Origin of the sequence: Vibrio sp. 14N.309.X.WAT.E.F5 (assembly GCF_030397615.1) — a bacterium.
GTDB classification, from domain to species: domain Bacteria; phylum Pseudomonadota; class Gammaproteobacteria; order Enterobacterales; family Vibrionaceae; genus Vibrio; species Vibrio lentus.
The window spans coordinates 60,282-83,716 of the sequence record NZ_JAPNXR010000002.1; the positions used below are offsets into that span (position 1 = coordinate 60,282).

22 protein-coding genes and 1 riboswitch are annotated in these 23,435 nt (G+C 43.1%); of the genes, 8 read left to right on the forward strand and 14 right to left on the reverse strand.

The features are described from left to right. The first annotated feature begins 85 nt into the window (after nucleotides 1–85). Nucleotides 86–943: a LysR family transcriptional regulator gene (locus tag OW495_RS02670; protein ID WP_102282259.1), complete on the forward strand. Its 858-nt coding sequence runs from the start codon at nucleotides 86–88 to the stop codon at nucleotides 941–943. Here the strand turns inward: OW495_RS02670 and OW495_RS02675 are convergent. Both OW495_RS02675 and OW495_RS02680 read right to left on the reverse strand, forming a co-directional pair. After that, complete coding sequence (locus OW495_RS02675) at nucleotides 933–3,320, reverse strand: tetratricopeptide repeat protein (protein WP_102512695.1); 2,388 nt, start codon at nucleotides 3,318–3,320, stop codon at nucleotides 933–935. The two genes, OW495_RS02670 and OW495_RS02675, sit on opposite strands and share 11 nt — an antisense overlap. Nucleotides 3,321–3,511: 191 nt before the next feature. Beyond that, complete coding sequence (locus OW495_RS02680; protein WP_029222847.1) at nucleotides 3,512–5,059, reverse strand: arylsulfatase; 1,548 nt, start codon at nucleotides 5,057–5,059, stop codon at nucleotides 3,512–3,514. A 346-nt stretch (nucleotides 5,060–5,405) separates the two neighbouring features. Here OW495_RS02680 and OW495_RS02685 point away from each other — a divergent pair, with 346 nt between their 5' ends. The 4 genes from OW495_RS02685 to OW495_RS02700 all read left to right on the forward strand — a co-directional run bounded on the left by OW495_RS02685 (nucleotide 5,406) and on the right by OW495_RS02700 (nucleotide 11,617). Next, entirely contained in the window at nucleotides 5,406–6,968 is a 1,563-nt protein-coding gene (locus OW495_RS02685) for an arylsulfatase (RefSeq protein ID WP_099166670.1), read from the forward strand. 307 nt (nucleotides 6,969–7,275) lie between these two features. Next, nucleotides 7,276–8,370: a cytochrome c peroxidase gene (locus tag OW495_RS02690; RefSeq protein ID WP_102512696.1), complete on the forward strand. Its 1,095-nt coding sequence runs from the start codon at nucleotides 7,276–7,278 to the stop codon at nucleotides 8,368–8,370. Next, nucleotides 8,363–10,783, forward strand: a complete 2,421-nt coding sequence (locus OW495_RS02695; protein ID WP_102512697.1) for an ATP-binding protein — start codon at nucleotides 8,363–8,365, stop codon at nucleotides 10,781–10,783. Before OW495_RS02690 ends, OW495_RS02695 begins: the two co-directional genes overlap by 8 nt. 180 nt (nucleotides 10,784–10,963) lie before the next feature. Continuing rightward, the gene (locus tag OW495_RS02700; protein WP_020477300.1) at nucleotides 10,964–11,617 is read left to right on the forward strand and encodes a DUF2057 family protein; all 654 of its coding nucleotides are present in this window, start codon (nucleotides 10,964–10,966) and stop codon (nucleotides 11,615–11,617) included. Nucleotides 11,618–11,711: 94 nt separating this feature from the next. Here the strand turns inward: OW495_RS02700 and OW495_RS02705 are convergent, their stop codons facing one another. The 3 genes from OW495_RS02705 to OW495_RS02715 form a co-directional block, all read right to left on the reverse strand. Further along, complete coding sequence (locus tag OW495_RS02705; RefSeq protein WP_198599763.1) at nucleotides 11,712–11,864, reverse strand: hypothetical protein; 153 nt, start codon at nucleotides 11,862–11,864, stop codon at nucleotides 11,712–11,714. A gap of 173 nt (nucleotides 11,865–12,037) precedes the next feature. After that, complete coding sequence (locus tag OW495_RS02710) at nucleotides 12,038–12,757, reverse strand: Crp/Fnr family transcriptional regulator (protein ID WP_102512698.1); 720 nt, start codon at nucleotides 12,755–12,757, stop codon at nucleotides 12,038–12,040. A 338-nt stretch (nucleotides 12,758–13,095) separates the two neighbouring features. Beyond that, the gene (locus OW495_RS02715; protein WP_102512699.1) at nucleotides 13,096–14,115 is read right to left on the reverse strand and encodes an adenosine deaminase; all 1,020 of its coding nucleotides are present in this window, start codon (nucleotides 14,113–14,115) and stop codon (nucleotides 13,096–13,098) included. Nucleotides 14,116–14,203: 88 nt separating this feature from the next. After that, nucleotides 14,204–14,303: riboswitch (purine riboswitch) on the reverse strand. 146 nt (nucleotides 14,304–14,449) lie between these two features. On the opposite strand from OW495_RS02715, the gene OW495_RS02720 reads away from it, so the two are divergent. After that, the gene (locus tag OW495_RS02720) at nucleotides 14,450–15,232 is read left to right on the forward strand and encodes a LuxR C-terminal-related transcriptional regulator (RefSeq protein ID WP_102294549.1); all 783 of its coding nucleotides are present in this window, start codon (nucleotides 14,450–14,452) and stop codon (nucleotides 15,230–15,232) included. Nucleotides 15,233–15,364: 132 nt separating this feature from the next. Here the strand turns inward: OW495_RS02720 and OW495_RS02725 are convergent, their stop codons facing one another. Together OW495_RS02725 and OW495_RS02730 are read right to left on the reverse strand one after the other, a co-directional pair. Beyond that, entirely contained in the window at nucleotides 15,365–15,859 is a 495-nt protein-coding gene (locus OW495_RS02725; protein ID WP_289884832.1) for a GNAT family N-acetyltransferase, read from the reverse strand. 164 nt (nucleotides 15,860–16,023) lie between these two features. Then, nucleotides 16,024–17,016: a DUF2860 family protein gene (locus OW495_RS02730; RefSeq protein WP_289884833.1), complete on the reverse strand. Its 993-nt coding sequence runs from the start codon at nucleotides 17,014–17,016 to the stop codon at nucleotides 16,024–16,026. A 204-nt stretch (nucleotides 17,017–17,220) separates the two neighbouring features. Here OW495_RS02730 and OW495_RS02735 point away from each other — a divergent pair, with 204 nt between their 5' ends. After that, nucleotides 17,221–17,718: a fasciclin domain-containing protein gene (locus tag OW495_RS02735; RefSeq protein ID WP_289884834.1), complete on the forward strand. Its 498-nt coding sequence runs from the start codon at nucleotides 17,221–17,223 to the stop codon at nucleotides 17,716–17,718. 119 nt (nucleotides 17,719–17,837) lie between these two features. On the opposite strand, the gene OW495_RS02740 is transcribed toward OW495_RS02735, so the two are convergent. From OW495_RS02740 to OW495_RS02770, 7 genes are all read right to left on the reverse strand, one after another. Next, nucleotides 17,838–18,134 (reverse strand): hypothetical protein, encoded by a 297-nt coding sequence (locus OW495_RS02740; RefSeq protein WP_289885193.1) that lies wholly within the window; start codon nucleotides 18,132–18,134, stop codon nucleotides 17,838–17,840. Nucleotides 18,135–18,262: 128 nt separating this feature from the next. Continuing rightward, nucleotides 18,263–18,520: a hypothetical protein gene (locus OW495_RS02745; RefSeq protein ID WP_065112907.1), complete on the reverse strand. Its 258-nt coding sequence runs from the start codon at nucleotides 18,518–18,520 to the stop codon at nucleotides 18,263–18,265. Nucleotides 18,521–18,681: 161 nt separating this feature from the next. Beyond that, nucleotides 18,682–19,149 (reverse strand): GNAT family N-acetyltransferase, encoded by a 468-nt coding sequence (locus OW495_RS02750; RefSeq protein WP_102276793.1) that lies wholly within the window; start codon nucleotides 19,147–19,149, stop codon nucleotides 18,682–18,684. A gap of 53 nt (nucleotides 19,150–19,202) precedes the next feature. Continuing rightward, nucleotides 19,203–19,517 (reverse strand): cupin domain-containing protein, encoded by a 315-nt coding sequence (locus OW495_RS02755; protein WP_289884835.1) that lies wholly within the window; start codon nucleotides 19,515–19,517, stop codon nucleotides 19,203–19,205. A 107-nt stretch (nucleotides 19,518–19,624) separates the two neighbouring features. Then, nucleotides 19,625–20,128 (reverse strand): YgjV family protein, encoded by a 504-nt coding sequence (locus tag OW495_RS02760; protein ID WP_289884836.1) that lies wholly within the window; start codon nucleotides 20,126–20,128, stop codon nucleotides 19,625–19,627. Nucleotides 20,129–20,219: 91 nt separating this feature from the next. Further along, a complete protein-coding gene (locus OW495_RS02765) occupies nucleotides 20,220–21,020 on the reverse strand; it encodes a PhzF family phenazine biosynthesis protein (protein ID WP_289884837.1) in 801 nt (266 codons plus the stop codon). 341 nt (nucleotides 21,021–21,361) lie between these two features. Then, nucleotides 21,362–22,012, reverse strand: coding sequence for a LysE family transporter (locus OW495_RS02770; protein ID WP_017111930.1), 651 nt, complete (start codon nucleotides 22,010–22,012; stop codon nucleotides 21,362–21,364). Nucleotides 22,013–22,400: 388 nt separating this feature from the next. Between OW495_RS02770 and OW495_RS02775 the strand changes: the two genes are divergently transcribed. Continuing rightward, complete coding sequence (locus OW495_RS02775) at nucleotides 22,401–23,432, forward strand: spermidine/putrescine ABC transporter substrate-binding protein (protein ID WP_289884838.1); 1,032 nt, start codon at nucleotides 22,401–22,403, stop codon at nucleotides 23,430–23,432. Nucleotides 23,433–23,435: the final 3 nt, after the last annotated feature.

Sequence of the window (23,435 nt, forward strand, 5' to 3'; positions counted from 1 at the left end):
GACTCAATTACGATAAACCTTGCTCAATAACGGATAAATAGAGTTAAAATACGTTGAAGTATAAATTTAGTTTATGGGTTAAAGAATGGATCTAAATCTAATTCAAACATTTTTAGTCGTGGCGGAATATCACTCTTACACCAAAGCAGCCGATTATTTAGGACTGACGCAACCCGCCGTCAGCGCCTCGATAAAACGGTTAGAACAAGTAGTAGGAAAACAGCTATTCATTAAACAAGGACGCGGAATTCAACCAACTTCAACTGCGTACCAGTTAATGCCTCAATTTCGTCAAGCTGTAAGCATTATCGATAACGCAATCAGTGAACGTACCTCCTTTCAAGTCGGATGTTCAGAGACTTTGCTTCATAGCTTGAGTCCCATAAGCAACGTGACATTTCATGAATCGCCACCAGAAAAATATGTGCTTTTTGAACAAATTCGCCAACAAAAAATGGACCTTATTATTGACACAATTATTACTAAAGATTCAGCTTTTGTTATCGAAGATGCATACGACGAGCCAGCCATGATTATTTGTCGTCAAGAGCACCCTCGAATCCAAGGTTCGTTGAATAAAGATGAGTTTTACAAAGAGAGTCACTGTATTTTTTCAGGTAAATGGAATAACACCACAGGTTTCGAGCAGCTGGCAAAAGAGCCATTACGAGAACGGCATGTAGAGCTGGTTACCTCTTCTCTTGCCGGAATGGCAATGTATGTAGCACAAAGGGATTGTTTGGGGGTAGTGGCTCGCTCGTTTGCGATGAAGTGGAGTAAAGCACTCAAGTTGCAAGTTCTTGAGTGCCCTGTTGCTGTTGATCGCATCCCATATAAGTTTGTTTACCATAAGCGAGATGAGAAAAATCCAGCCCACCAGCAATTACGAGAGCAAATCAAGAATCAACTTGAATTTGCTCACGCCACACCTATCAATTTATAGAAGATTTTAATTGCGCTATTGCCTCCGGTGGTGCCACTTTGCTCAATGACGAAACACATTGATCAAACGCTTTGGGTACGCCGGGTTGTTGGTAATTTCGCGCTAAGATTTCACACTGGGCATACAGGTGCTGTGGGTTACGGCTAAATTGGTAAGCCTTGTGCAGTGATTTACTTGCCGCAAGCACATCGGATTTCTCCAAAGCCAATCCGTACACATACCAATATTGTGGGTCGGTTTGCGCAGTTTCAGCGGCTTGTTTAAGGTAATCGGTTGCTTGGTCGTAATCTTTCACACGAAGCAGAGATAACCCTGCGCTGTACGGCAATACACTCGATTTCGGCTGAGCTTTAATACCTTGCTTCAATGTCGACAGCGCTTTTGCTTCGTTACCTTGCGCTCGATACAAATCAGCTAAGTTGGCATAGCTGTTCTCGAAGTAAGGCTCAATGTCGATAGCACCTAGATAAAACTCAATCGCTTTGTCGTGCTGACCTAAATCGCGGTAAACATTACCTAGGTTCGTACGTCCAAACCCTCTGTCGGCATTAAATTGTTGTATCTCAATGTACCCTTGCAATGCAGGTTTGATTTGATCTTTCTGTAGAGGGTTCATTTCTCCCCAGTTACGCACCAACGCACCTGCGGTTTCTGAGCGAATCGACAATACAGGGTCTTTCAATAGTGGCTCTAGAATCTGCCAACGATCAGTAAACGGAAAACCTGAGGAACCTTGCACAACGCCTAAACGGATCATCTCATCGTCGTGTTTCACTGCTCTTGCCAATGAAATAAGCGTGTTCTTACCCGTGTTGCCACCCAAGCGTTCTAAGCTTGATGCTCGAATGATGTTGCTTAAACTTGAATCCTGAGCTGAATATGCCAGTGCATCTTCTGCTCCTCTGTGCCCTATTGAATCCGCGTAAAAGGCGACAGCAAAATGTTGTTGGTTGCGATACTTAGAATCTGGGAACCATTTACCGATTTGTTTATCAGCCCACTGATCTGTTTGATCTTCGTGACAACTGCTACAGACGTTCGGTGTTTTAATATGTTGGCTGATATCAGGGCGTGGGATATGCCAACTGTGGTCACGCCTTGGGTCAACTTCCATGTACGTCGTTTCTGGCATGTGACAAGTGGTACATTGTGAAGCCTCAGTATTCGCTTCATGGAATGTGTGCTTTTCAGGCGTGTATTCAGAGGCCATGTGACATTGACTACACACAGCTTCTTCCGCAATTTTTAGTTCAGCGGTATGGGGATCGTGACAGTTAGTACAAGTAACGCCTTTCTCTGCCATCACCGATTGTAAGAAAGAGCCGTAAACGTAGTCTTCATCGTAGATTTGACCATCATTGTGATAAAGCTCAGGGGTTATCAAGCTTAGGCGATATTTATCAAAGAATGACCCGTTAACATGGTCGCCTGTTTCATTTAGCTGAGTGCGTCGGCTGTGGCACTGAGCACAGGTTTGAACTTGATTGGTATGGATGATGTCTTTTGGTTGTAGGGTTGAGTTGCCCTCTTGATAGATCCACTCTTTTACTGACTTCGACAAGTCGCGATCAAACCCATAATGCGCCGAGACTGGAGCATCCTTACCACCGTTAGCTTTTGCTAGCTGGGCTTGTTCAACGTGCTCGCTTGCAGGGCCATGACACGCTTCACAACCAACATTAATCTCGGACCAAGTGGTGTTGTAAGTATTGCTTGCACTGTCGTAGTTCTTTTCTAGGTTTGTTGAATGGCAGTCTGCACACATGAAGTTCCAGTTCTGGCCACTGTTGGTCCAGTAAAACTCATCGGTGTTGGTGGTATCAGGGTAAAGGTGAAACCAGCGTTGGCCACCTTCGTCCTCGGTGCGAGAGTCCCAAGCGAAAGGAATCAACTGTACGCGTCCGTCTTCAAACTCAACCATGTACTGTTGCAGAGGTTCAAAGGCGAAGGTATAGCTGATTTTGTAATCTTTGAATTGGCCGTCCGGCCCTTCGATGTTGACCCAAAACTCTTCTCCCTTACGAAAAAAACGGTTGGGCTTTCCTTTATGAGTCACGGTTTGATCGTTGAAATCACCCAAAACGGACTCATCAGTCGCGTGTTTCATCGCCATATCATGATGAGAGCCTTGCCACGCTTCCACTTCTTCGCTGTGACAGTCAACGCATGCTTCAGAACCGACATACGTAGCCTTGGGAGAGCTGGCATCTAAAGTTCCTGAACCAATAAGCGTAGCTTCAGTGGTCGTTGGAGCTTGTTCATTCGCATACACATTGACACTGAGTGTCGACAACATAGGTAAAGACAACATTGCGGATAATACTGCAACTCGCTGGTGTTTCAATCCGTTCACTAGTGAGCACAACCATGCAGACATAACATTCCTTGTTTTTATACATCCTTATGCTTAATAAGGTAGACGTAAAAACAATGAAATTACAATTATTTAGTGGCAGTGGGCTCGATAGTTGTGATTCATATTCACGACTGATATCTACTCATCGATATGCTCATAAAAAAAGAGCTCCTAGGAGCTCTTTCGTGTTATCAGTTTAGCTAAGCAATAGTTTACTTATTATGGTTCTCTTGAAGTTTCTCCATAACCTGATCCAAGCTAAAGCTCGCTGCTTTTTGACGTGGTGGATATTCAGCAAAGGTTTCTAAGAACTTGCCAACATACGCTTGTGCAGGTACGAACATATAAGCATGGTCTAACAACCAGTCATAGTAAGTATTCGATGTGATATCTGCGTTTTCGTATGGGTCCATACGGAGGTTAAACAGCTTAGGAAGACGTAAAGTTACAAACGGTTCTGCCCAGATTTGCATGGTACCCGTTGCACGCTGCTCCATGAACACCGCTTTCCATTGATTGTAACGAAGTGCCGCAAGGTCACCGTCATCGGTAAAGTAGAAGATCTCCGAACGACGGCCTTTCTCTTCTTCACCGGTTAGGTAAGGAAGGAAGTTGTAACCATCTAGGTGCACTTTAAACGTTTTATCACCCGCAGTATGGCCTTTCAGTAGTTTCTCTTTGATCTGATCATCACCAGCAGCTGCAACGAAGGTTGGCATCCAGTCCATGTGGTGCATGATTTCATTTGAAACACTGCCCGGTTCAATCTTTCCTGGCCAACGAACCATTGCTGGTACACGGTATGCGCCTTCCCAGTTGGTGTTTTTCTCACCACGGAACGGCGTTGTACCGGCATCAGGCCAAGAGTTCATGTGTGGACCGTTGTCCGTTGAGTAGAAAACAATCGTGTTGTCTTTGATTCCCAACTCATCCACTTGCTTCAATAGTTGGCCAACGTGTCGATCGTGCTCAACCATACCATCGGCGTAGTTACTGATGCCGGTTACGCCTTTGCTATCTGGCTGCACGTGCGTTCTAAAGTGCATTCTTGTCGCGTTCCACCAAACGAAGAATGGTTTGTCCGCTTTCACTGCGCGATCCATGAAATCAAGTGCCGCGTCTAGTGTTTCTTCATCAACCGTTTCCATACGCTTACGCGTTAGTGGGCCGGTATCTTCAATCTTGCCATCGGCGAATGATTTGATCACACCACGAGGGCCAAATTTCTTACGAAACTCTGGATCAGTTGGGTAATCTTCATTCTCCGGTTCTTCTTCAGCATTCAGGTGGTAAAGGTTGCCAAAAAATTCGTCAAACCCGTGAGCTGTTGGTAGGAATTCATCTTTATCGCCAAGGTGGTTTTTACCAAATTGACCTGTCATGTAACCCATAGGTTTAAGCATTTCTGCAATCGTTGCATCCTCCGCTTGCAAACCAATGTCTGCTCCTGGAAGGCCTACTTTACTTAAACCCGTTCTAAGAACACTTTGACCCGTGATGAACGTTGAGCGACCTGCGGTACAAGACTGCTCAGCGTAATAATCGGTAAACATCATGCCTTCTTTGGCGATGCTATCAATATTTGGAGTGCGATAGCCCATTAAGCCAAATGTGTACGCACTCACATTGGATTGACCAATATCGTCTCCCCAAATGACCAATATATTTGGCTTTTCTGCTGCAAAAGTGGCGCTAGACGCGGCCATCATTGCTGTACCCAAAATCGCTAATCGACGTTTAGCGCCATACTTCGCTGTCATAGAAACCTCTTCGTAAGTTATTTGCATCCTGCCCTACAACGTATAGTTCATTTTTTGCGCATACGCGAGATTACCTAAGCTATTAATCTTTTTGTCATTTTTATTGAGATATGGATACAGAAGTCATCGATAAGATTTACGGCATCAAACATGATAAGGATCACACATGCAAACTAAGGGGTTATTCTAGTAACACACTGGAACTGATATGAATCAATAGGTTAACTAGACATCATAACGATTGGTTATAAGCACTATAAAAGGACGGAACGGAATTTTGGGAATAACATTTGCTCATCGATGCGTTGCTCTAACGCATTAATCTTAAAAGTGAATCGGAGTCCTTATGGGTACTAAAATTAATAAACTAGCATTAGGTGTTGGCTTATTAGCAGCTTCTTCAGCGGCAACAGCAGCAGAAAAACCAAACATTCTTGCTATCTGGGGTGATGACATTGGTGTATTCAACATCAGTGCATACAACAACGGTATGATGGGTTACGAAACACCTAACATCGACCGTATTGCTAACGAAGGCGCACTATTTACTGACCACTACGGTCAACAATCGTGTACTGCTGGCCGTGCTGCATTCCTAACCGGTCAAGAACCTTTCCGTACAGGTCTACTGACTATCGGTATGCCGGGCTCTGACCACGGTATCCCTGATTGGGCTCCAACTATCGCAGACCTTCTTAAAGAACAGGGCTACATGACAGCTCAGTTCGGTAAAAACCACATGGGTGATCAAGATAAGCATCTTCCAACGAACCACGGTTTCGACCAGTTCTTTGGTAACCTTTATCACCTAAATGCGGAAGAAGAGCCGGAAACATACTACTACCCTAAAGACCCAGAGTTCCGTAAGAACTTTGGCCCTCGTGGTGTAATCAAGTCGACTTCGGACGGTAAGATTGAAGATACAGGCCCTATGACGCGTAAGCGTATGGAGCACGCGGATGAAGAGTTCCTAGAAGAATCTTTAGCATTCATGGAAAAAGCGGTGAAAGCTGACAAACCATTCTTCATCTGGCACAACACGACTCGTATGCACGTGTGGACTCGTCTACAAGAGAAGTATCAAGGTAAATCTGGTATCAGCATCTACGCAGACGGCATGCTAGAGCACGATGACCAAGTCGGTATCCTTCTAGACAAGCTTGATGAGCTTAAGATCGCAGACAACACCATCGTAATCTACTCTACCGATAACGGTGCAGAGACAGTATCTTGGCCTGATGGTGGTGCAACTTACTTCCACGGTGAAAAAGGTACAACTTACGAAGGCGGTATGCGCGTTCCTCAGTTAGTTCGCTGGCCTGGCACTATCAAACCGGGAACTAAGATCAACGACATCATGAGCCACCAAGACTGGATCCCGACTCTTCTAGCAGCCGCTGGTGATGATAAAGTGGTTGAGAAACTGGCTTCTGATAAAGGGGCGACTTACAACGGCAAAAATTGGCGTGTGCACCTAGATGGTTACAACTTCCTACCTTACTTCGAAGGTAAAGAAGAAAAAGGCCCTCGTGACAGCATGCTTTACTTCTCTGCAAACGCTGAGTTAAACGCGGTACGTTGGAATGACTTCAAGATCTCATTCGCAGTTATGGACGGTAACATCACAAACGCCGTGCGTTTCCAACCAAACTGGCCTCAAGTTGTACACCTACGTGCTGACCCATTCGAAAAAGCACCACATGAATCTGGCATGTACCTACGTTGGATGGCAGACAATATGTGGCTATTCGTACCAGTAGGCGGCAAAGTACAAGAGTTCATGAACACGCTACCTGACTACCCAATGCAGAACAGCCAAGTACTGAACCCTGGTAACTTCAACCAGAATGCTTACATGCTTCAAGGTAAACTTAAGCAACTAGAAGCAGCCGCTGCACAAGCTAAATAATTATTAGCTAGCGCTGATAAAAGTAAGACAAAGCCGTGATAGCTCAACCGCTACCACGGCTTTTCTGTCTTTTGTCCTTCAAGCAATTGGAGCAGCCAAGTACTTGTAACGATCAACTTACCTAACAACCCTAAGTACCAAGCCTTAGGCTCCTCTTTTAAAACCCTTTCTAGCAAACGAAGTTCTATTTCTTGGGCTTGCAACATTTCCATTGTGAAACTAGGTTTATATTAAGAACGCGTAATATGAGTAGGCTCAGACGGATTTTGAGTCAATAAATGATCGGAATTGAGATGGAACTTACGTTATGAGAACGCCATATTTTGCAGGAATAAGTATAACTGTCCTTTGCGTTTTAATCGCCATACTGGTCTATAACGCCTCCCCTTCAGACATGCACGCTTTATTTGAACCCATTGAGAATCAACGTCATGAAAGCGACCACAATGACGCACATTCTTCAGCCCACATCTCCACTTCAGATGCACAAGACACGAAACCGGCGGTATTTTCAGACCAAAAAATATTCCCTATTCCTCACTCGCCCGAAATAGATCATGAATTGGCTAAAATAGGTTGGGCACTATTTAAAGACCCGAATTTGTCGTCCAATCGCAGTGTCAGCTGTGAAAGCTGTCATAGTTTACAAACTAACGGTGCTGAAGTGATTCCTGTGTCTATCGGCGTCAATGGAGCGGGGATGCGAAATTCACTCACCGTTTTTAACACTGTCTTTAACTATCGATTCTTTTGGGATGGTCGGGTGAACAACCTTGCTGACCAAATCGACGGCCCTGTACACAACGTCGATGAAATGGATTCCAATTGGGAACTCATTACCAATTACGTATCCCAATCGGACGACTACATCAATATGTTCCAAGCAGAACAGCTAGCTATTGAAACTGCATCAATAAAGTTAGCGTTGATTGAATTCATGCAGGGGTTAACCACCCCAGATGCGCCATTTGACCAATATTTACGGGGGGATATAAATGCCCTTTCCGACTCCGCACAACGGGGGTGGGAAACCTTTCAAAATGAGGGCTGTATCCGTTGTCATCAAGGCACCAATATTGGCGGGGGTATGGTGATGCGATTTGGATATTTTGGATTATCAAAAACAGGTTCCGAACGAAGTGAAGATCAAGGTCGCTTTATGTTTACCGCTCAACCACAAGACAAGCACTTATTCCGTGTTGCTAGCCTTAGAAACGTCGCAATCACAGCACCCTACTTTCACGATGGACAAACCGCTACGCTAGAAGAAGCGATTAAGATTATGGGAGAGAGCCAGTTAGGAAAAACATTTGAAGACCAAACCATTAGCGACATCAAAACCTTTCTAGAAACCCTCACCGGTGACCGCCCTCAAATACTAGTGGAGTTTGAAAATGAATAAAATCAGACTCATCTTTTTACTGTTTATCTCGCTATTTGTGGGCTTAGTCAGCTTTATCATGCTGACCTATTTTGAGCATGAGAAAGTCACTAAATATGGTGAATCTGTCCGTGAGCTCGGACATGAAGTACTAGAAATGCGCGATCAGATAACCAATGCGGCTCTCGCGGGGATCTCGAACCCTTATCAAATAACGGCAAATTTAGTCGCCCTAGAAAAAGAACTGCAATTGCTCAAAGGTAGCTATCAAGGTACTAATATCCACTCAGTGTTCTTTCGAGACTTACAAACCCCGGAATTACTTGAGCGTTTCCACACCGCTTCTATAGCTAACGTGGATACGCTAGACAACCTCGTCGGATTGAGTGTTGCCCGTCAATTCATTCTGCAATCCCTAACTCTACAACTCACAGAAACTGGCTCAAGAAATGGCTCACACAATATTGACGCGATCTCATCATCAAACATAAATATTCAAAGTGAGCTACTCGCTAGCGTGCTGTTTGCAGGCACACAGATTCAACATCAGGGCATAAACTCAGACTTGGCCAACCTGTCGAAAACGTTTACTGAGCTTAATGAGCAACAGAGCCAACTGCTATCACGAGTGCTTTCGGTCCATAGCATGGAATACCTTGAGCAGATTGAACATCAATTTACCGATGTTCAAGACCAGCTTAAAAGCATCATCGTTAAACTCATCATCACATTGGCGCTACTCACCTTTGCCTTCTCATTCACCCTCTTTATCCTGCGCGTCTTTGAATTAAAGCGAAACAACCTCTCTTATCAAGAAGCCGCAGACAAAGCGGAAAAAGCCAACGAAGCCAAGTCATTATTCCTTGCCACCATGAGCCATGAATTACGAACGCCAATGAATGGCGTGTTAGGTATCGCCCAGATCATCAAAGAAGATTCACAAAGCGCCGACACTCGCCAACAAGCACAAATCATCATCGATTCAGGTCAACACCTCGTTACCATATTGAATGACATTCTCGATTTTTCTAAGGTTGAACAAGGAAAAATGGAGCTTGAATACAGCCCATTCTCAGTCAAAGACGTGGTTACACACCTTGATAAAACATTGACACCACTTGCCACTGACAAAGGCCTCGATTTTGTCATCAAGGACAGCATCCCTGCCAATGTTCAGTTGGTGGGAGACCCTGCACGTACCCGTCAGATTTTATTTAATTTGGCAGGTAATGCAGTCAAATTTACTGAGTCAGGCAAGGTCGAAGTGGAGTTTTTGATTGCACCGACAACCCCGCCAAGCGTGAATATATTGGTGACTGACACTGGTATTGGCATTGCAGAAGACAAGATCGACCATATATTCACAGCCTTTGAACAAGCCGAGCTTTCAACGACACGTAAATTTGGCGGAACAGGGTTAGGACTGTCGATTGTGAAACAATTAGTCGAACTGATGGGCGGAAGCATTGTAGTCACTAGCCAACTGAATGCCGGTACTCAATTCGCTATCTCTTTGCCGTTAGAAATGCACGAACTAGAAGAGAAAATCGTTGTTCAAACACCAATCCGAACCCATCAGACTCTCGATAACTTCTCAGTGTTATTAGTCGAAGACAACAAGATTAACGCGATGGTGATCAGAAAGTTCTGTGAATCTATCAACTTAACGGTTGAGAACGCTTACGATGGTTTACAGGCTTTAGACAAACTAGCCTCAAACCAATATGACTTAATCATCATGGACAACCACATGCCGAACATGAGCGGTATTGAGGCGATTCAAAAAATCCGCAACGAGCTCAAGCTAACTACCGTGGTTTTCGCCTGTACAGCCGATGTATTTAAAGAAGCGCACGATGAATTTATTCTGTCAGGGGCTGATTTCGTACTCACCAAACCATTGCAGAAAAACAGCTTACAAAACGCCATTAATGAGTTTCATCACCAATTTGAGGTTAACCGACATAACTCGGCTAATGTACACAACCGTCCAAACAAAGATGAAAGCAATATCACCATATTGACACGTCTGCCGAAGAACAAGTTACCACTCACAGAAGAAGAGGTTTCGCGCAGTCTATTGCTGACTAGCGGTAAGATGGAAACAGGTGAGAAACTCGAATGCTTGACCTCTCTCGTCGAGGAGTTAGAGAACGAAATTGACGAATTGATAGAGTTATTTTCTAGCGCCAGACCGGATGATCTCTGCAGAACCTTAAATGCAGTCAGAGCGATTGCATCAAGGTTTGAGATGACAGAGGTACTTGAGCTTGCAGTTTCCGCAGAACAGGTAACCGAGCATCACACAATGCCTGAGGCCGAATTACTTCAGCAACTGATCAATCGATTGATGGTTAACAGCCACCAAGCCACACGCTTAATACAAAAACTCAATCAGCAAGCTAATACAACGGGAAATGAGGCATCGAAATAATACGGGGGGCGATAACGATTAGCGACATTGTATATCGCGTTATTAAGCACGGTTTATGCTTTCAAGTTTTATCCTTACGTTAAGTTTCGGTGAATTTTACCAAATAGAGACTCGGTAACTTGAAATACTTCGTCCTGCGTGAGATCGTGACTTACTCTAACCATAAACAACTGTATGATTATGAAGACAATCCAAAGCATTGCCCTACTTACTGCTATTGTTGCTGCACCAGCAGTATTAGCTGACGTTGAAATCCAAGTTCCATCAAGTGTTGATATCCTAGCGGTAAACGAAGCTAAGCCTGACCTAGATGGCAGCTTATTTTCTTCTCATAAAACGCTAACCGTTCCTGATGGTCAAAACCAAATCGTATTCCAATATCAACTTGCTTTTGATAAAGGTAACGACCGTGAGTTTGTTGATAGCGACGCTATTATTGCGACTTTTAGCGCTGCTGACGCCGCATTAACATTCGACATGCCTAAATACCGCAATACCGCTGAAGCGAAGAAAGGCTTTGATAACCTAGATTGGAAATTGGTTGATGAAAACCAAAATGCAATCAGTGTTAAGCAAGACAAACTAATGAAAGATGGGATGCAGATTGGTCGCAAGTTCCCTCAAGAAGCGAAAGAATACAACCAAAAAGGTGGCATTGCTGCGTTAGCTATGGGTACAGCAGCTGGCGCAACGGCAGCGGTTGTTCAACCTGTAACACTACCAGCAAAGATTGATGCCAACGCTGCTAACACGGCCGAAGAAATGCTCTACTTCTGGTACGACAAAGCAGACGCTGAAACTAAGCAAAAATTCAAAGATTACGTGAACAAGTAACCTTACTTGTGTCACTTAAAAAGAAAAGAAGCTGGCATATTGCCAGCTTCTTTTTTATCTCAACATTCATTATTAATCTAAAGCAAACGCAAGACTAATCGATTGATATTGCTTCACCATTTACTCTAGCAGGCCAACCCAACTGTTTGTATTCGACAGCCAACACATACGCACAACGACTTGAGATCGTTGTCTTAATCCAGTCACCTATCCCACACACTTTGTATTCCAATACGGCCATTTTCATAACTACATTACTCACTAAATTTAAATTTTATAAATATCAGGCGTAAGTTATCGATATTAGTGAGCTATGTATGTTCCCAAAAGAACACAAGACCATGATTTACTCATAAAGAGGGACTTAGAACGCCAAAACATCTCGATAACGAAATGTTGTTAATCAAATGAAAATCAACACTATTGTGGCTTCATTTTCGCCATAGGGTCACGAATCATCAAATTCATTGGAGAAATACGCTCATATAAGCCCTCAACATCCGAGATAAACACCTTGCCCCGCTGAATTTTCACCATGCCTAATTGCTCAATTCCCTTTAATACTTCGTTTAATCTAGGCCTGGATATACCAGTTATGGTGCTCAGTTGGCTTTGTGAAATATTGATACTGAGTGTTGCACCTGCAATATTGGTTTGGCGAGCCGCCAATTCTAACAATACATAAATCGTTTTTTGTTCTTTCTCATGAATAGACGATAAGAAAGCTTGAATCCAAATAGATTGGGCTTTAGCGCCACTATGAAGAAGCCATTTAAATACCATGCACTTTTTTTCAGCGAGCTCTAATATCTTGTCTGAAGGGAAAAGTACCATTGTGATGGGCTCAACCTCTTCAGCTATAGCAAAAAGGTTATAGTCAACATGAACCGACAGCGCACCGATCCAATCGCCTTTACCTACGACCCCACCCGACAGACTTTTCAAATTCTCAGTTGAAAAGCAGATACCAGCCGAACCGGTAAGAATATAAAAAACCCCCGGGAGATTTTGGAATTTTTTCGTAATCTCAAGGCTATGTATACCCGTTTTTAAAACGGCTATTTCGAGCAGACTGTCTATAAAGTCTTGCGGCAAATCACAAGGCCACTGAATTTGTTCACCGATTATTGGGTCTAACAACGATTTATACCTCCTTCGAAAATATCTATACAACGTTAACGCTATACATCTACATCTACATCTACATCTACATCTACATCTACATCTACATCTTCTTTAAATGTAGTACATCATTACGAAGGCAATATGATTTATATCTAAATAAAATCATATATCTTAGTAGCTTAACTCATAGACTTAGTTCGCGAGTGGTGCGCAACCCGAAATAAAAACGACCAACAGTGGCTGGTCGTTTGGTGGTTCTAAATGACGGGATCACTAAAAGCTATAAGCTATAAGCTATAAGCCATAAGCTACCTTTTAGTGATCTACCTGTTAGTAAACGAGTCTATTCAGTATTAACGACACAGTTCACCGGCTTGCTCAAGATACGCTTGAACCGCATCTCGGTACTGCTGCTTCAACGACTCTTCGATAAAGCTCGCTTCGATAGCATTCAAAGTAAACTGCGCCAACTCTTGCTCCGTCGTCTCATGAGCTTGGCTCACTGCATTAAAGTTATCCGACATGTAGCCACCAAAGTACGCTGGATCATCTGAGTTAATTGTAACGGCAACACCTTTTCTCAACAGATCAACAATGTTGTGGTCCTCCATTACAGCGAATACTCGCAGTTTGATGTTAGACAATGGACACACGGTCAGCGGCATTTTGGTCTCAATCAATTCGGCAATCAAAGCGTCATCAGTCATACACTGCACACCATGATCAACACGACTCACACTGAGCATCTCAATCGCATCGACGATGTTTTGAGCTGGCCCTTCTTCCCCTGCATGAGCCACAGTCAAAAAGCCCGCCTGTTTGGCTTGCTGGAATACGCGCTGAAACTTCTCTGGTGGGTGTCCTAACTCTGAAGAATCTAGTCCAACACCAATAATTTTATCTTGGTGCTTTAGCACGTCGGCGAACGTTTGAATCGAGCTCTCTTCAGACAGATGACGCAAGAAACAGGCAATAATTTGCGAGGTAATACCCAGCTCTTTTTGACCTTGTTCGAGCGCACGATGAATACCGTTAATTACCGTGTCGAATGCAATACCACGATCAGTATGTGTCTGAGGATCAAAGAAGATTTCGGTGTGAATGACATTATCGGCTTTACAGCGCTCTAAGTACGCCCATGTTAGGTCATAGAAGTCTTGTTCAGTGCGCAGCGCATCAGCACCTTGATAATAGATATCGAGAAATGACTGCAAATCATCAAATTCGTATGCGCGTCTTAATTGCTCTGGGGATGAATAAGGCAGGTCGATGCCGTTACGTTGAGCGAGTCGGAAAAGCAACTCAGGTTCGAGTGAGCCTTCAATGTGTAAATGCAGCTCTACTTTTGGAAGCCCTTCAATAAATGCGTTCATATTTCACCTACTATGGATTTTAGGTGTGCACTTACTCTGAATAATAGACAAGATGTTTTTGAACGCCATTACAAAGAGTAAGAACACAATTGTGATCTAAACCCTTCGTAATCAGCACTTTGCGGGAGCTGGTAGAGACCCCCAAACCATATCATTGGGGTTATACGAAGCAAACGGTTGCTACTATACACAGTTAAATCGTAATTTCACTAACCAATTACTCAATAAATTCGAGGCGCAGGACCTAGTTTATTCAGAACAACATTCGACTCTTTGGTTGACACGCTTTGGTTATTACCGCTATTTTTGTCTTAAACAACCAATGACGGTCAATATGAAAGATAACCAATTCGATAGCTTTGAAGATCTGCTTTCCCACCAAACCAACATTTTGACCGCTTGCCAACCCAAAGATTTCGATAGCACTTTTGCCTTGCTGGCAAGAGAAGCGTTAACTTGGTTTAAACTCGACAGGCTTACCCTCTTTCCAAACTCTATGATTCTTTTGGACACAGGCAAGAGTATCTCTGTATCCAAATCAGATACTCCACCGCTTGAAATGGAACGCTTTCTAAAAGGTAATTATCTTGATTATCTTAAGCTTTTGCGTTCAAAAAAGTGTTGGCAGTTATTCCCTGAAGAAACCCTCAAAAGCCACAAGGTCGACCCATTACGTGTACTTTATGAAGAAGGTGCAAATTGGCATGGGATTGTGAGCCTTTCGTTATTTGGACAACAATGGGGCGCTATCGGTTTCTCACGCTTCAACCGTTACGACACACCGATTGAAACGACGGACATGACACGAATCAAGCTGCTCAGTGACATTTGGCTCTGCTTTTGGCAGCACTCTAAAATGACGCGCAGTGTCACCAGCGACGAAGCCGACAACATCAACGAAAGTGAAAAGCTACTGTTGCTGACCAAAAAGCAATGTACGGTTCTGACTCAATTAGCACAGGGTTATACTGCTAAGCAATGTGCGGAGATCCTGTTTCTAAGCCCACGAACAATTGAATCCCACAAATACCGCATGCTAGATATTCTCGAACTCGAGAATCACACTGAACTGATTCAATTTGCGCTGCGTAACGGTTTTGGGATCGACAACAATTAGTGCTCTCATTATAAAAAAGCCCCAAACAACGAACTGTTTAGGGCTTTGTTCAACCGATATTACCGATATTACCGATATTACCGATATTACCGATATTATTTTGCCTGTTAAATCCAGACGAGTCGCTCACGATCAAAGGCAGTCTGGTCGAATTCGGGACATCAACAACATATCGATGTATTTCCCGTTTTTGAACGTGCTCAGCCTTTTGGTGCCTTCTAGTTCAAAACCCACGCCTTTATACAAAGCAATCGCACCGTGATTATCGGCATGAACCTCTAACTCAAGGCGAACGAGGTTTAGCCAGTTATCAGCTTGATTGATCGCTTCTTGCATTAATGCCTTACCGACCCCTTTGCCATGCATATCTGGATTAATCGCTATCGCAAGTCCAGCGCAATGTCTGTCTCTCACCTTAATGGTCATGAATAAAGTAATGTGGCCGACGACCTTGCCAGAAACCTCCGCAACTAAAGTGAAATGGTCTGAGTGACCAAACAGTCGCTCCACTTGATCAGAGCTAAGAAAAGGCTTTTGTGAGGTATTCTCTAATACTGACGAGTGTCGATAAATATCAAAAATATCTTGGTTATCGGTGGGTTCAAGATGTCTAATTTGTATTTCCAAAGCGCTTCCTTATTATCTGATCTTAGATGTAAACTATTTTTCATATTACGGATAGCAACGAGCACCTACAACCTTAAAGGCGGTAAGTGCTCAAAATAACTAAACAAATAATAAAGCGAAAACAGAACCCAAGTTCTAGCGAGTGCTTCGGCTATGTGTAACCGTTAAAATTTATAGTCGACACCAACGCTCGCGAGTACTTGTTCGGAGTTATAGAAGTCGATATTGGAATCAATCGTTCTTAGGCCAAGTAAGGTGATAAACGACCAATCTTCATAGCCCATCAAGCCACCAAATTCATACGCTAAAAAGGCGCCGTATTCGTTCTCTTCACGCGCTTTGCCATAAATCGGATTTGCTTCATCGTACTGACGATCACTAGCATCTAACGTGACAACAAAACCATGACGACCGATTCTCTTCGCGTAATTCAGTTCAATACCGTAACTGTCAAAGCTGAGTGCACCGCCCTCTGCATCTGAATTGAAATACACCATAGATGGGACGAATACGCCAGCTTGGTTAGGTAAGATGAAGGGGTACCCTGCTTTGGCGTACACATAGGTTCTTTCCCTATCCAATAGCCTCACTTCTTCGTCAGTCAAACCTAATTTATCTTGAGTACCAGATAGCTCATCATCAACGTCAGATTGACCAATTGCGAAATCCGTTCGGAAGGCGGTTCCGCCGATGTTGGTCAGTTGGAGTCGCCCAACATTACCTTTTACATCCGTTTCATTTCGATTAACGCCTACTGCATAAGGATCCGCCCAAGCCTTACCAGAGATAAGTGTTGGCAAGACAGAAACGTCTAATATGGTGCCGCCTGAGAGTTGATGTCGATAACCAATCTCAAAGGCGATGGTACCCGTCGCAATATCCTCTCGCGTCGTACCTGCGTAAACTTGATGAGTCAGGGATTCACCAAAGGTGTATTGAACGGTTCCAAGAAAGCCGAGTAACCCCTGATTTTCACTATTCCCTTCCATAGTAAGACTTGCTTGATTCGAATCTTGTTCAGTACTCAAATTACTGCTATCCGAGTAAAAACCGGCCAAAACACTGAAGTTACCGCTGAAGCCTTCACTTGGAGCAAGGCCACTATAAGCAGGCATTGAAGCAAATGCCGAAAACACAACTGGTAAAACGAACCTCATATTCACATCCATGATTTGAATAATCACTCGCTAACTATAACTACATAAATGGAATTATAACAAGTATTTAACTATGAGGATGAGTTTCGTCTGGTGACTTCGACAACCGTAGCAAGTGGCTTAAGACTACAATAAGTTGATCTATCGCTTTTAAGCTTTCGTAATACATCTCGGAAATAACAGACAAACTCAAAGGACTACAATATGTTAAATCATTTAAGTAAGACTCTGTCAGTACTAATTGCAACGTTGCTTTTTACAGCTTTTGCTCACGCTAACCACCACGAAATGAAGAAAGACATCGTTGATGTCGCTGCGGAAAATGGCTCTTTCACAACTTTAGTGGCGGCGATAAAAGCGGCAGGCTTGGTAGACACGCTGAAAGGTGATGGTCCGTTCACTGTATTTGCGCCCACTGATGAAGCTTTCGCTGCATTGCCAGAGGGAACGGTCGAAATGTTGTTGAAGCCGGAAAACAAAGACAAGCTAGTCGCTATACTCACCTACCATGTGGTTCCAGGGAAAATAATGGCGGCTGAAGTAATGAAGCTGAGCAGTGCAGAAACAGTGCAAGGTGAGGCTGTAATGGTAGCAATTGACGACGGAAATGTAATAATCAATACGGCTAAGGTCGTGATCCCAGACGTTAAAGCGAGCAACGGTGTAATTCATGTCATTGATGCGGTTTTACTACCTAAGTAATCAAGCCATTTGACAGAAAATCAAAATTCTTCAAGGGTGTGACAAGTTCACACCCTTCTTATATTTCTCTACCTAGTCAATATCAGCATCAAACGCTACTGTTAGGACTTCATCTGTTGCTACAAAAATAAGCGTCCAAACACCAGAAACGCCGCCATAGACACCACCTTGGTGAAAACCACTACCCAGATACAATCACCAATGCTGGAATGCGTCGCCTTTCCGAGCAAGAATACAAACAGAATAAGCCCTAGAACCCAGCCCACTGTTGGAATCAATGACACCAAAGCAACGATAACAGCAATACTAAGCAGGGATTTAAAGTCAGCCACGACGAAAGACATTTTTGACGCGATATACATGCAACATGCTGTGATTAATGCGTCCATCACAAATGCTAAAGCTTCTATTCCCACTTCATTTCCTCTAACCAAACAATCGAGGTCAATATTATCGGTCACGCTATGAATTTTCATTGTAGAAAGACAATTACCGAAGCAATAACTGTAACAAAATTGAGACTTTCGTTGTTTTAGATAGAGACCTATTTTTCTTTGCTGTCGAACCCTTTAACTAACGCACCAGCGCGCGCTTTGTTGGCTTCTTGATAGGTACTGAACGCGTCATCGTACTTTCCTCCGAACAAACAAAGAAAAGAATTAATGACGAATGAAAAGAATGAGATGACGACGACAAAGAGAGGAAACAGACCCGAGACCCCGGCATCTAAGGCTAGAACCCCAACACCAAAGGACAACATCGACACTAATGTATATAGTTTAGACCGACTCACATGACTCATGAACAACACTCCTTGTATTCACTCAATGTTTAGATTAGACAAATTACCTTGCACACAATTTGAACTCATCGACAATATCAATAGATCGGAAAAAGTTATCCTTAAAAAGGTTTATTAATATTTCAAAGTAGGTCTCGATCTTCTAAAGAACGCTCGCCCACTTATTCGACCACCTTCTCCATCACGTAGTTGGTGAGTTTTACGCCACGCATCTCAACTTCCTGCTCATTGACGACCGTAAAGCCAAGGTGCTCATAGAAAGGTCTGGCGGTAATGCTCACCTCTGAAAAGTATCGAGAGACACCACGCACGGAACCGATTTGGAATACATGCTCCATCAAAGCTCTCCCAACCCCCTTCCCTTGATATTCATGATGACAGAAGAAGTGATCAATCAAGCCGTTTGGTTGTAGGTCAGTATAACCAACAACGCGGCCGTCCAACTCCGCTACAAAGGGTTGTATGCGATGCAGGCACTTTTGCCAAAGCTCAGAGTCAAAATCACTTGGCGCCCAAGCCTCAACTTGTTCTTGAGAATAGTCACGAACGTTAATATTTCGGACGGTATGGAAATAGATCTCCCATAACGCTTTGTTATCATTAGGTTGGTAATTTCGAATTCTAACCACCACGTACCCCTTTCATGTATTGCTGATTGCCTATCCACGACTTGATAGCAATACTAACGATAAAACACAGCTAGCCAAATAGTCACGACGTCTCTATCCGTTCCAACAACCTTGTGCTTTTCTCTCGCGGCAATATTGATGTAATCCCCTTTAGACAAGGTAACGACACGTCCGTCTTCGAACTCAATAACACCTTGTCCCTCTAGAATCATAACCCATTCGTTTTCATCTTGGTCATACCAACCTTGTTCTGGAGAACTGTGCCCATGAGATAATATTCTTTCAATTCGCACATTCTCAGTAGTAATGATGTCGTTGAAGATTTCGTTGGGTATTGACGAAGGCACATCCGAGTAGATATTTGACATCGCTCTCTCCTAATCCTTGTTAGATGAATATGGTGCATTGCTTTATCGTTTTATCGTTTTATCGTTTTATCTAAAGCCTAGCTTCCTAAGAGCCTACGCTATAAGCCCTAAGCCACAGCACTCTTTCTAAAATAGAATCGGTAGTAGCCCACTAAGTTACTGCAGATAAACAGCGCTTCCATCAGAACCGCTGTTGGCGAGCCAACTAAGTAATTGTGAACCAACCAAAAGCTAGTCCCTATGATCATCAGTTCTCTTAATCGACGGTCATCTTTATTAAACGCCGCAAACGTTTGAAACATCGAAGCACAACAACTTAAGACACTGATCAGCCCTGAGTAAGTAAAGGCTGTCGCAACCAGCGACATGGAACAGAACAAATATTTAAATTTGGGTGACGTAGAAAACACGCTCGCCAAATATCGAATGGTCGCGATGATCATCAAACTTGCCGCCGTCCATTGCTCGAGCAAAATGAAATGGCTAGAGATAAGAACACCCGCAAAAAACAAGCATGTGACGATTTTCTTCCTTTCCTTAAATTGGAATGACAACAAATCGAAACAAATAGCGATCGCGACGAGTACTTGAGACAGATAAAAGGCTGACACGATTATTCCTTAAGTAGTGACCTAGCAGATTTAAATTATGACGTTTCCGTTCTAAATAACGACATTACTGTTTTATGAATGATATTGAAGTTTAGACTTTTAAGGTACCACTGATTACGGTGGTTGCAGACCCTATTAATTTTATACGACCGTTCGGCAATAGTTCTGTCGATACATACCCACCGCGGCGCGACGCTTGGTAAGCATTGAAATGCGCTTTATTTAGTTTCTCTGACCAGTATTGTGTGAGAGCGCAATGCGCAGAACCCGTAACGGGATCTTCGTTGACACCCACCCACGGCGCAAAATAGCGCGAAATAAAATCAAGTTCAGAGTTCGACGATAATGCCGTCACAACGACGCCTCGACCTTTAATATGCTTTAAAGCATCAAAGTTTGGTGCTAAATCTAATAAAACTTGTTCGCTGACAACCTCAATAAACTGCTTGGTATCGAACTCACTGTATGACACGACTTGGTCTTCACACAGCCCTAAATATTCCAGCAAATCTTTATTAGCATCCAATCCAAGATCAAGCACAGTACTTGGGAAGTCGAGCTCGATTGTGGAGTCACAAACCGTGGCAGATAGCTCCCCAGAAAGTGTATCAAACGTCACAATCTCACCCACATTGACTAACCCTCTTTCCTTCATCACATGTACTGTTGCCAACGTACCGTGACCGCATAATTTGACTTCAACTTCTGGTGTGAACCATTTCAACGTCATCGTATTGAGGGCTAAGAATGCCGTTTCTGATACTGCCATCTCTTCAGCAATCGAATACATCAACGACTCTTCTAAAGGTTCTTGTGAAATACAAACCCCAGCAGGGTTTCCTTTAAAAGCTTGTGTTGTAAACGAGTCCACTTGATATATATCTAAAACCACAACGGCTCCTAATGCTGAAACATATAATCTTGACTGCCACAATAAGTACAAATGCTCCGTGCTACAAGGAGTTAGCCGCAGCTTATCCGAGATATCACGTAACGATCAGAAAAAGGGAACTACAGATGATAAGAACCTTAGATACGAATATGTTGAAATTGCCAAAATTGTAATGGTTTAGACACGAGGAAAGGTTCTAGCCGTGAAGACTAGTAGATACTGAAAATTAAGAGGAGAAGCGATATGCATAAACATTATCGTGGCGGATACGCTGGGCATCGCGCCACTGGCTTAATCGATAGACCATTACATCTAAATCAGAACTTAGCCTGTTAACAAGGTTACTGACGCACCAATGCCGACTTAACAATCGTTAACCCTAAAAGACCAAGCATTACCCCTGTCACCTTATCAATGTAATAGGCAGCGCGCGTAAACTCTCGTCGAACTTTAGGTGCAGATAAAAGGAAGATAATCGCGGCATCCCACACAAACACAACCACTGTCATCCAAATGCCTAACCCTAATTTAAACATGAAACCCACCTCATTATTCAGTACAACCGTGAATAAGCTCAAATAGAACAACAGGTTTTTAGGATTAAGGATTCCCGATAGAAAACCCGTAACAAATTCTTTAAGAAAAGTGGTTTGAATGGAGACACCTTCTTCGACAACATCGATATTACTGTAATTACATTTTTTCGCTCTTATCGCTTGAACAGCAAGGTACACCAGAAACAAACCGCCAATAATTTTTAAAGCGATCATCACTGAAACCGAAGCTGCCAAAATAGAACCGACCCCAATAAGACACAAACCAATATAAACCGCATTCGCACTGGCAATACCAAATGCAACACCCAACGCTTTTTTGCCTTTATTTCGAACCGCACTCTTCACCACGATGACAAAATCTGGACCGGGGCTTAACAACGCTAAAAAATGAGCAATCGCCACGGTAACAAAAATTCCGACTAAACCGGCATCCATAAACCAACGTCCTTATTGTAAAATTTAATGCATTATTATTGCATAAATACAATAAAAATGTTCGAGTGGTTAAACGTTAATATACCCATACCAAAACAATCAGACCGACTACTCATTTTCATCCATACAGACTCAAATGAAATCAACCTTAGGGCTTTGAGTCCTTCGATAAATGTTTATATGTTTCGATAACGAAAGCTAAGTACTCCGCTGATTTTTGCTTAGTGATCTTGTGCACAGAACTGATTTGTCGTTCCAATTGGTTTGCAAAAAGTTGGTATTTGCATGCAATGCATGAAGTTGAAGTAAAATTAGAGGCCTAAATTTGAACTATGTCGCAAAATTTAGGCTACGATTTAGTTAGTCACGGTACGAAAGGAATCGGTCAGTGAAGACATTCAATGTTTTAGTTGTTGCGTCATCATCCTTTTTAACTGGCACAGTGTTTAGCCAACAAAACGATATTTATATCTACAATTGGGATGAATTTTTATCCGACAGTGTGATTACCCAATTAAGCGATACCTATGATATTTCGTTGAAACAACAATATTTCTCTGATGAGTCTATTAGGGATGAAGTGTTACTGAGCGAACGTCGAGGCGCATTTGAGCTAGTGATTATAGAAAGTGTAAAGCTCAATGCGTTAGCCAAGCAGAACCTATTTCATAATCTAAGTGAAATACAACAATCCATTGCAGGTAACATTGATTCAAGATGGGTTGATGGATGTGGCGAATATGGCATCCCCTACGCTTGGGGTACATCGGGCATTTTATACCGCAGTGATAAAGTCAACACGCCAACTTCTTGGACAACCATTCTCGAACCTGATTCAAAGAATAGTGGCCGCATAAGTATGTACTACGAACCAACGGATTTGGTGAGTACCGCATTACTCGCTAATCAATTTGATCCCTTCACCAACAACGAGCAAGAACTTCGCGTCGCCTACAAAACTCTACAAGCTCAAAAGCCTCATCTTGAAAGCAGTGAATACGTCATCGATTATATTCACCAACCCGAACGTCTCGCTAACATCGACCTCGCCTACGGGTATTCCGGAGACAGTTATGCGTTGAATGATGCCGACCCTGATGCATCTTGGGCTTACATCGTTCCTCAAGAAGGCACTACGTTATGGTTAGAGTGCATTGCTGCTATCAATAATGGAGAATTATCTCCACAAGCAAAAACCATTCTCTCATTCCTATCACAACCCGATATCGCCGCTCAAAATGCGATGGACTCATGGTTTGCGACACCAAGCTCAAAAGCAAAAGCGCTGACTTCTCAAGAGTATCAAAATGATCCTGAGCTTTTCCCTAGCAAAGAGGTATTAGAACGCAGTTATCTGTATCAGCAACTCGAACCCAATAGCATTCAAATTCGTAACCGTATTGTCGACAGTTTGAGATAATTA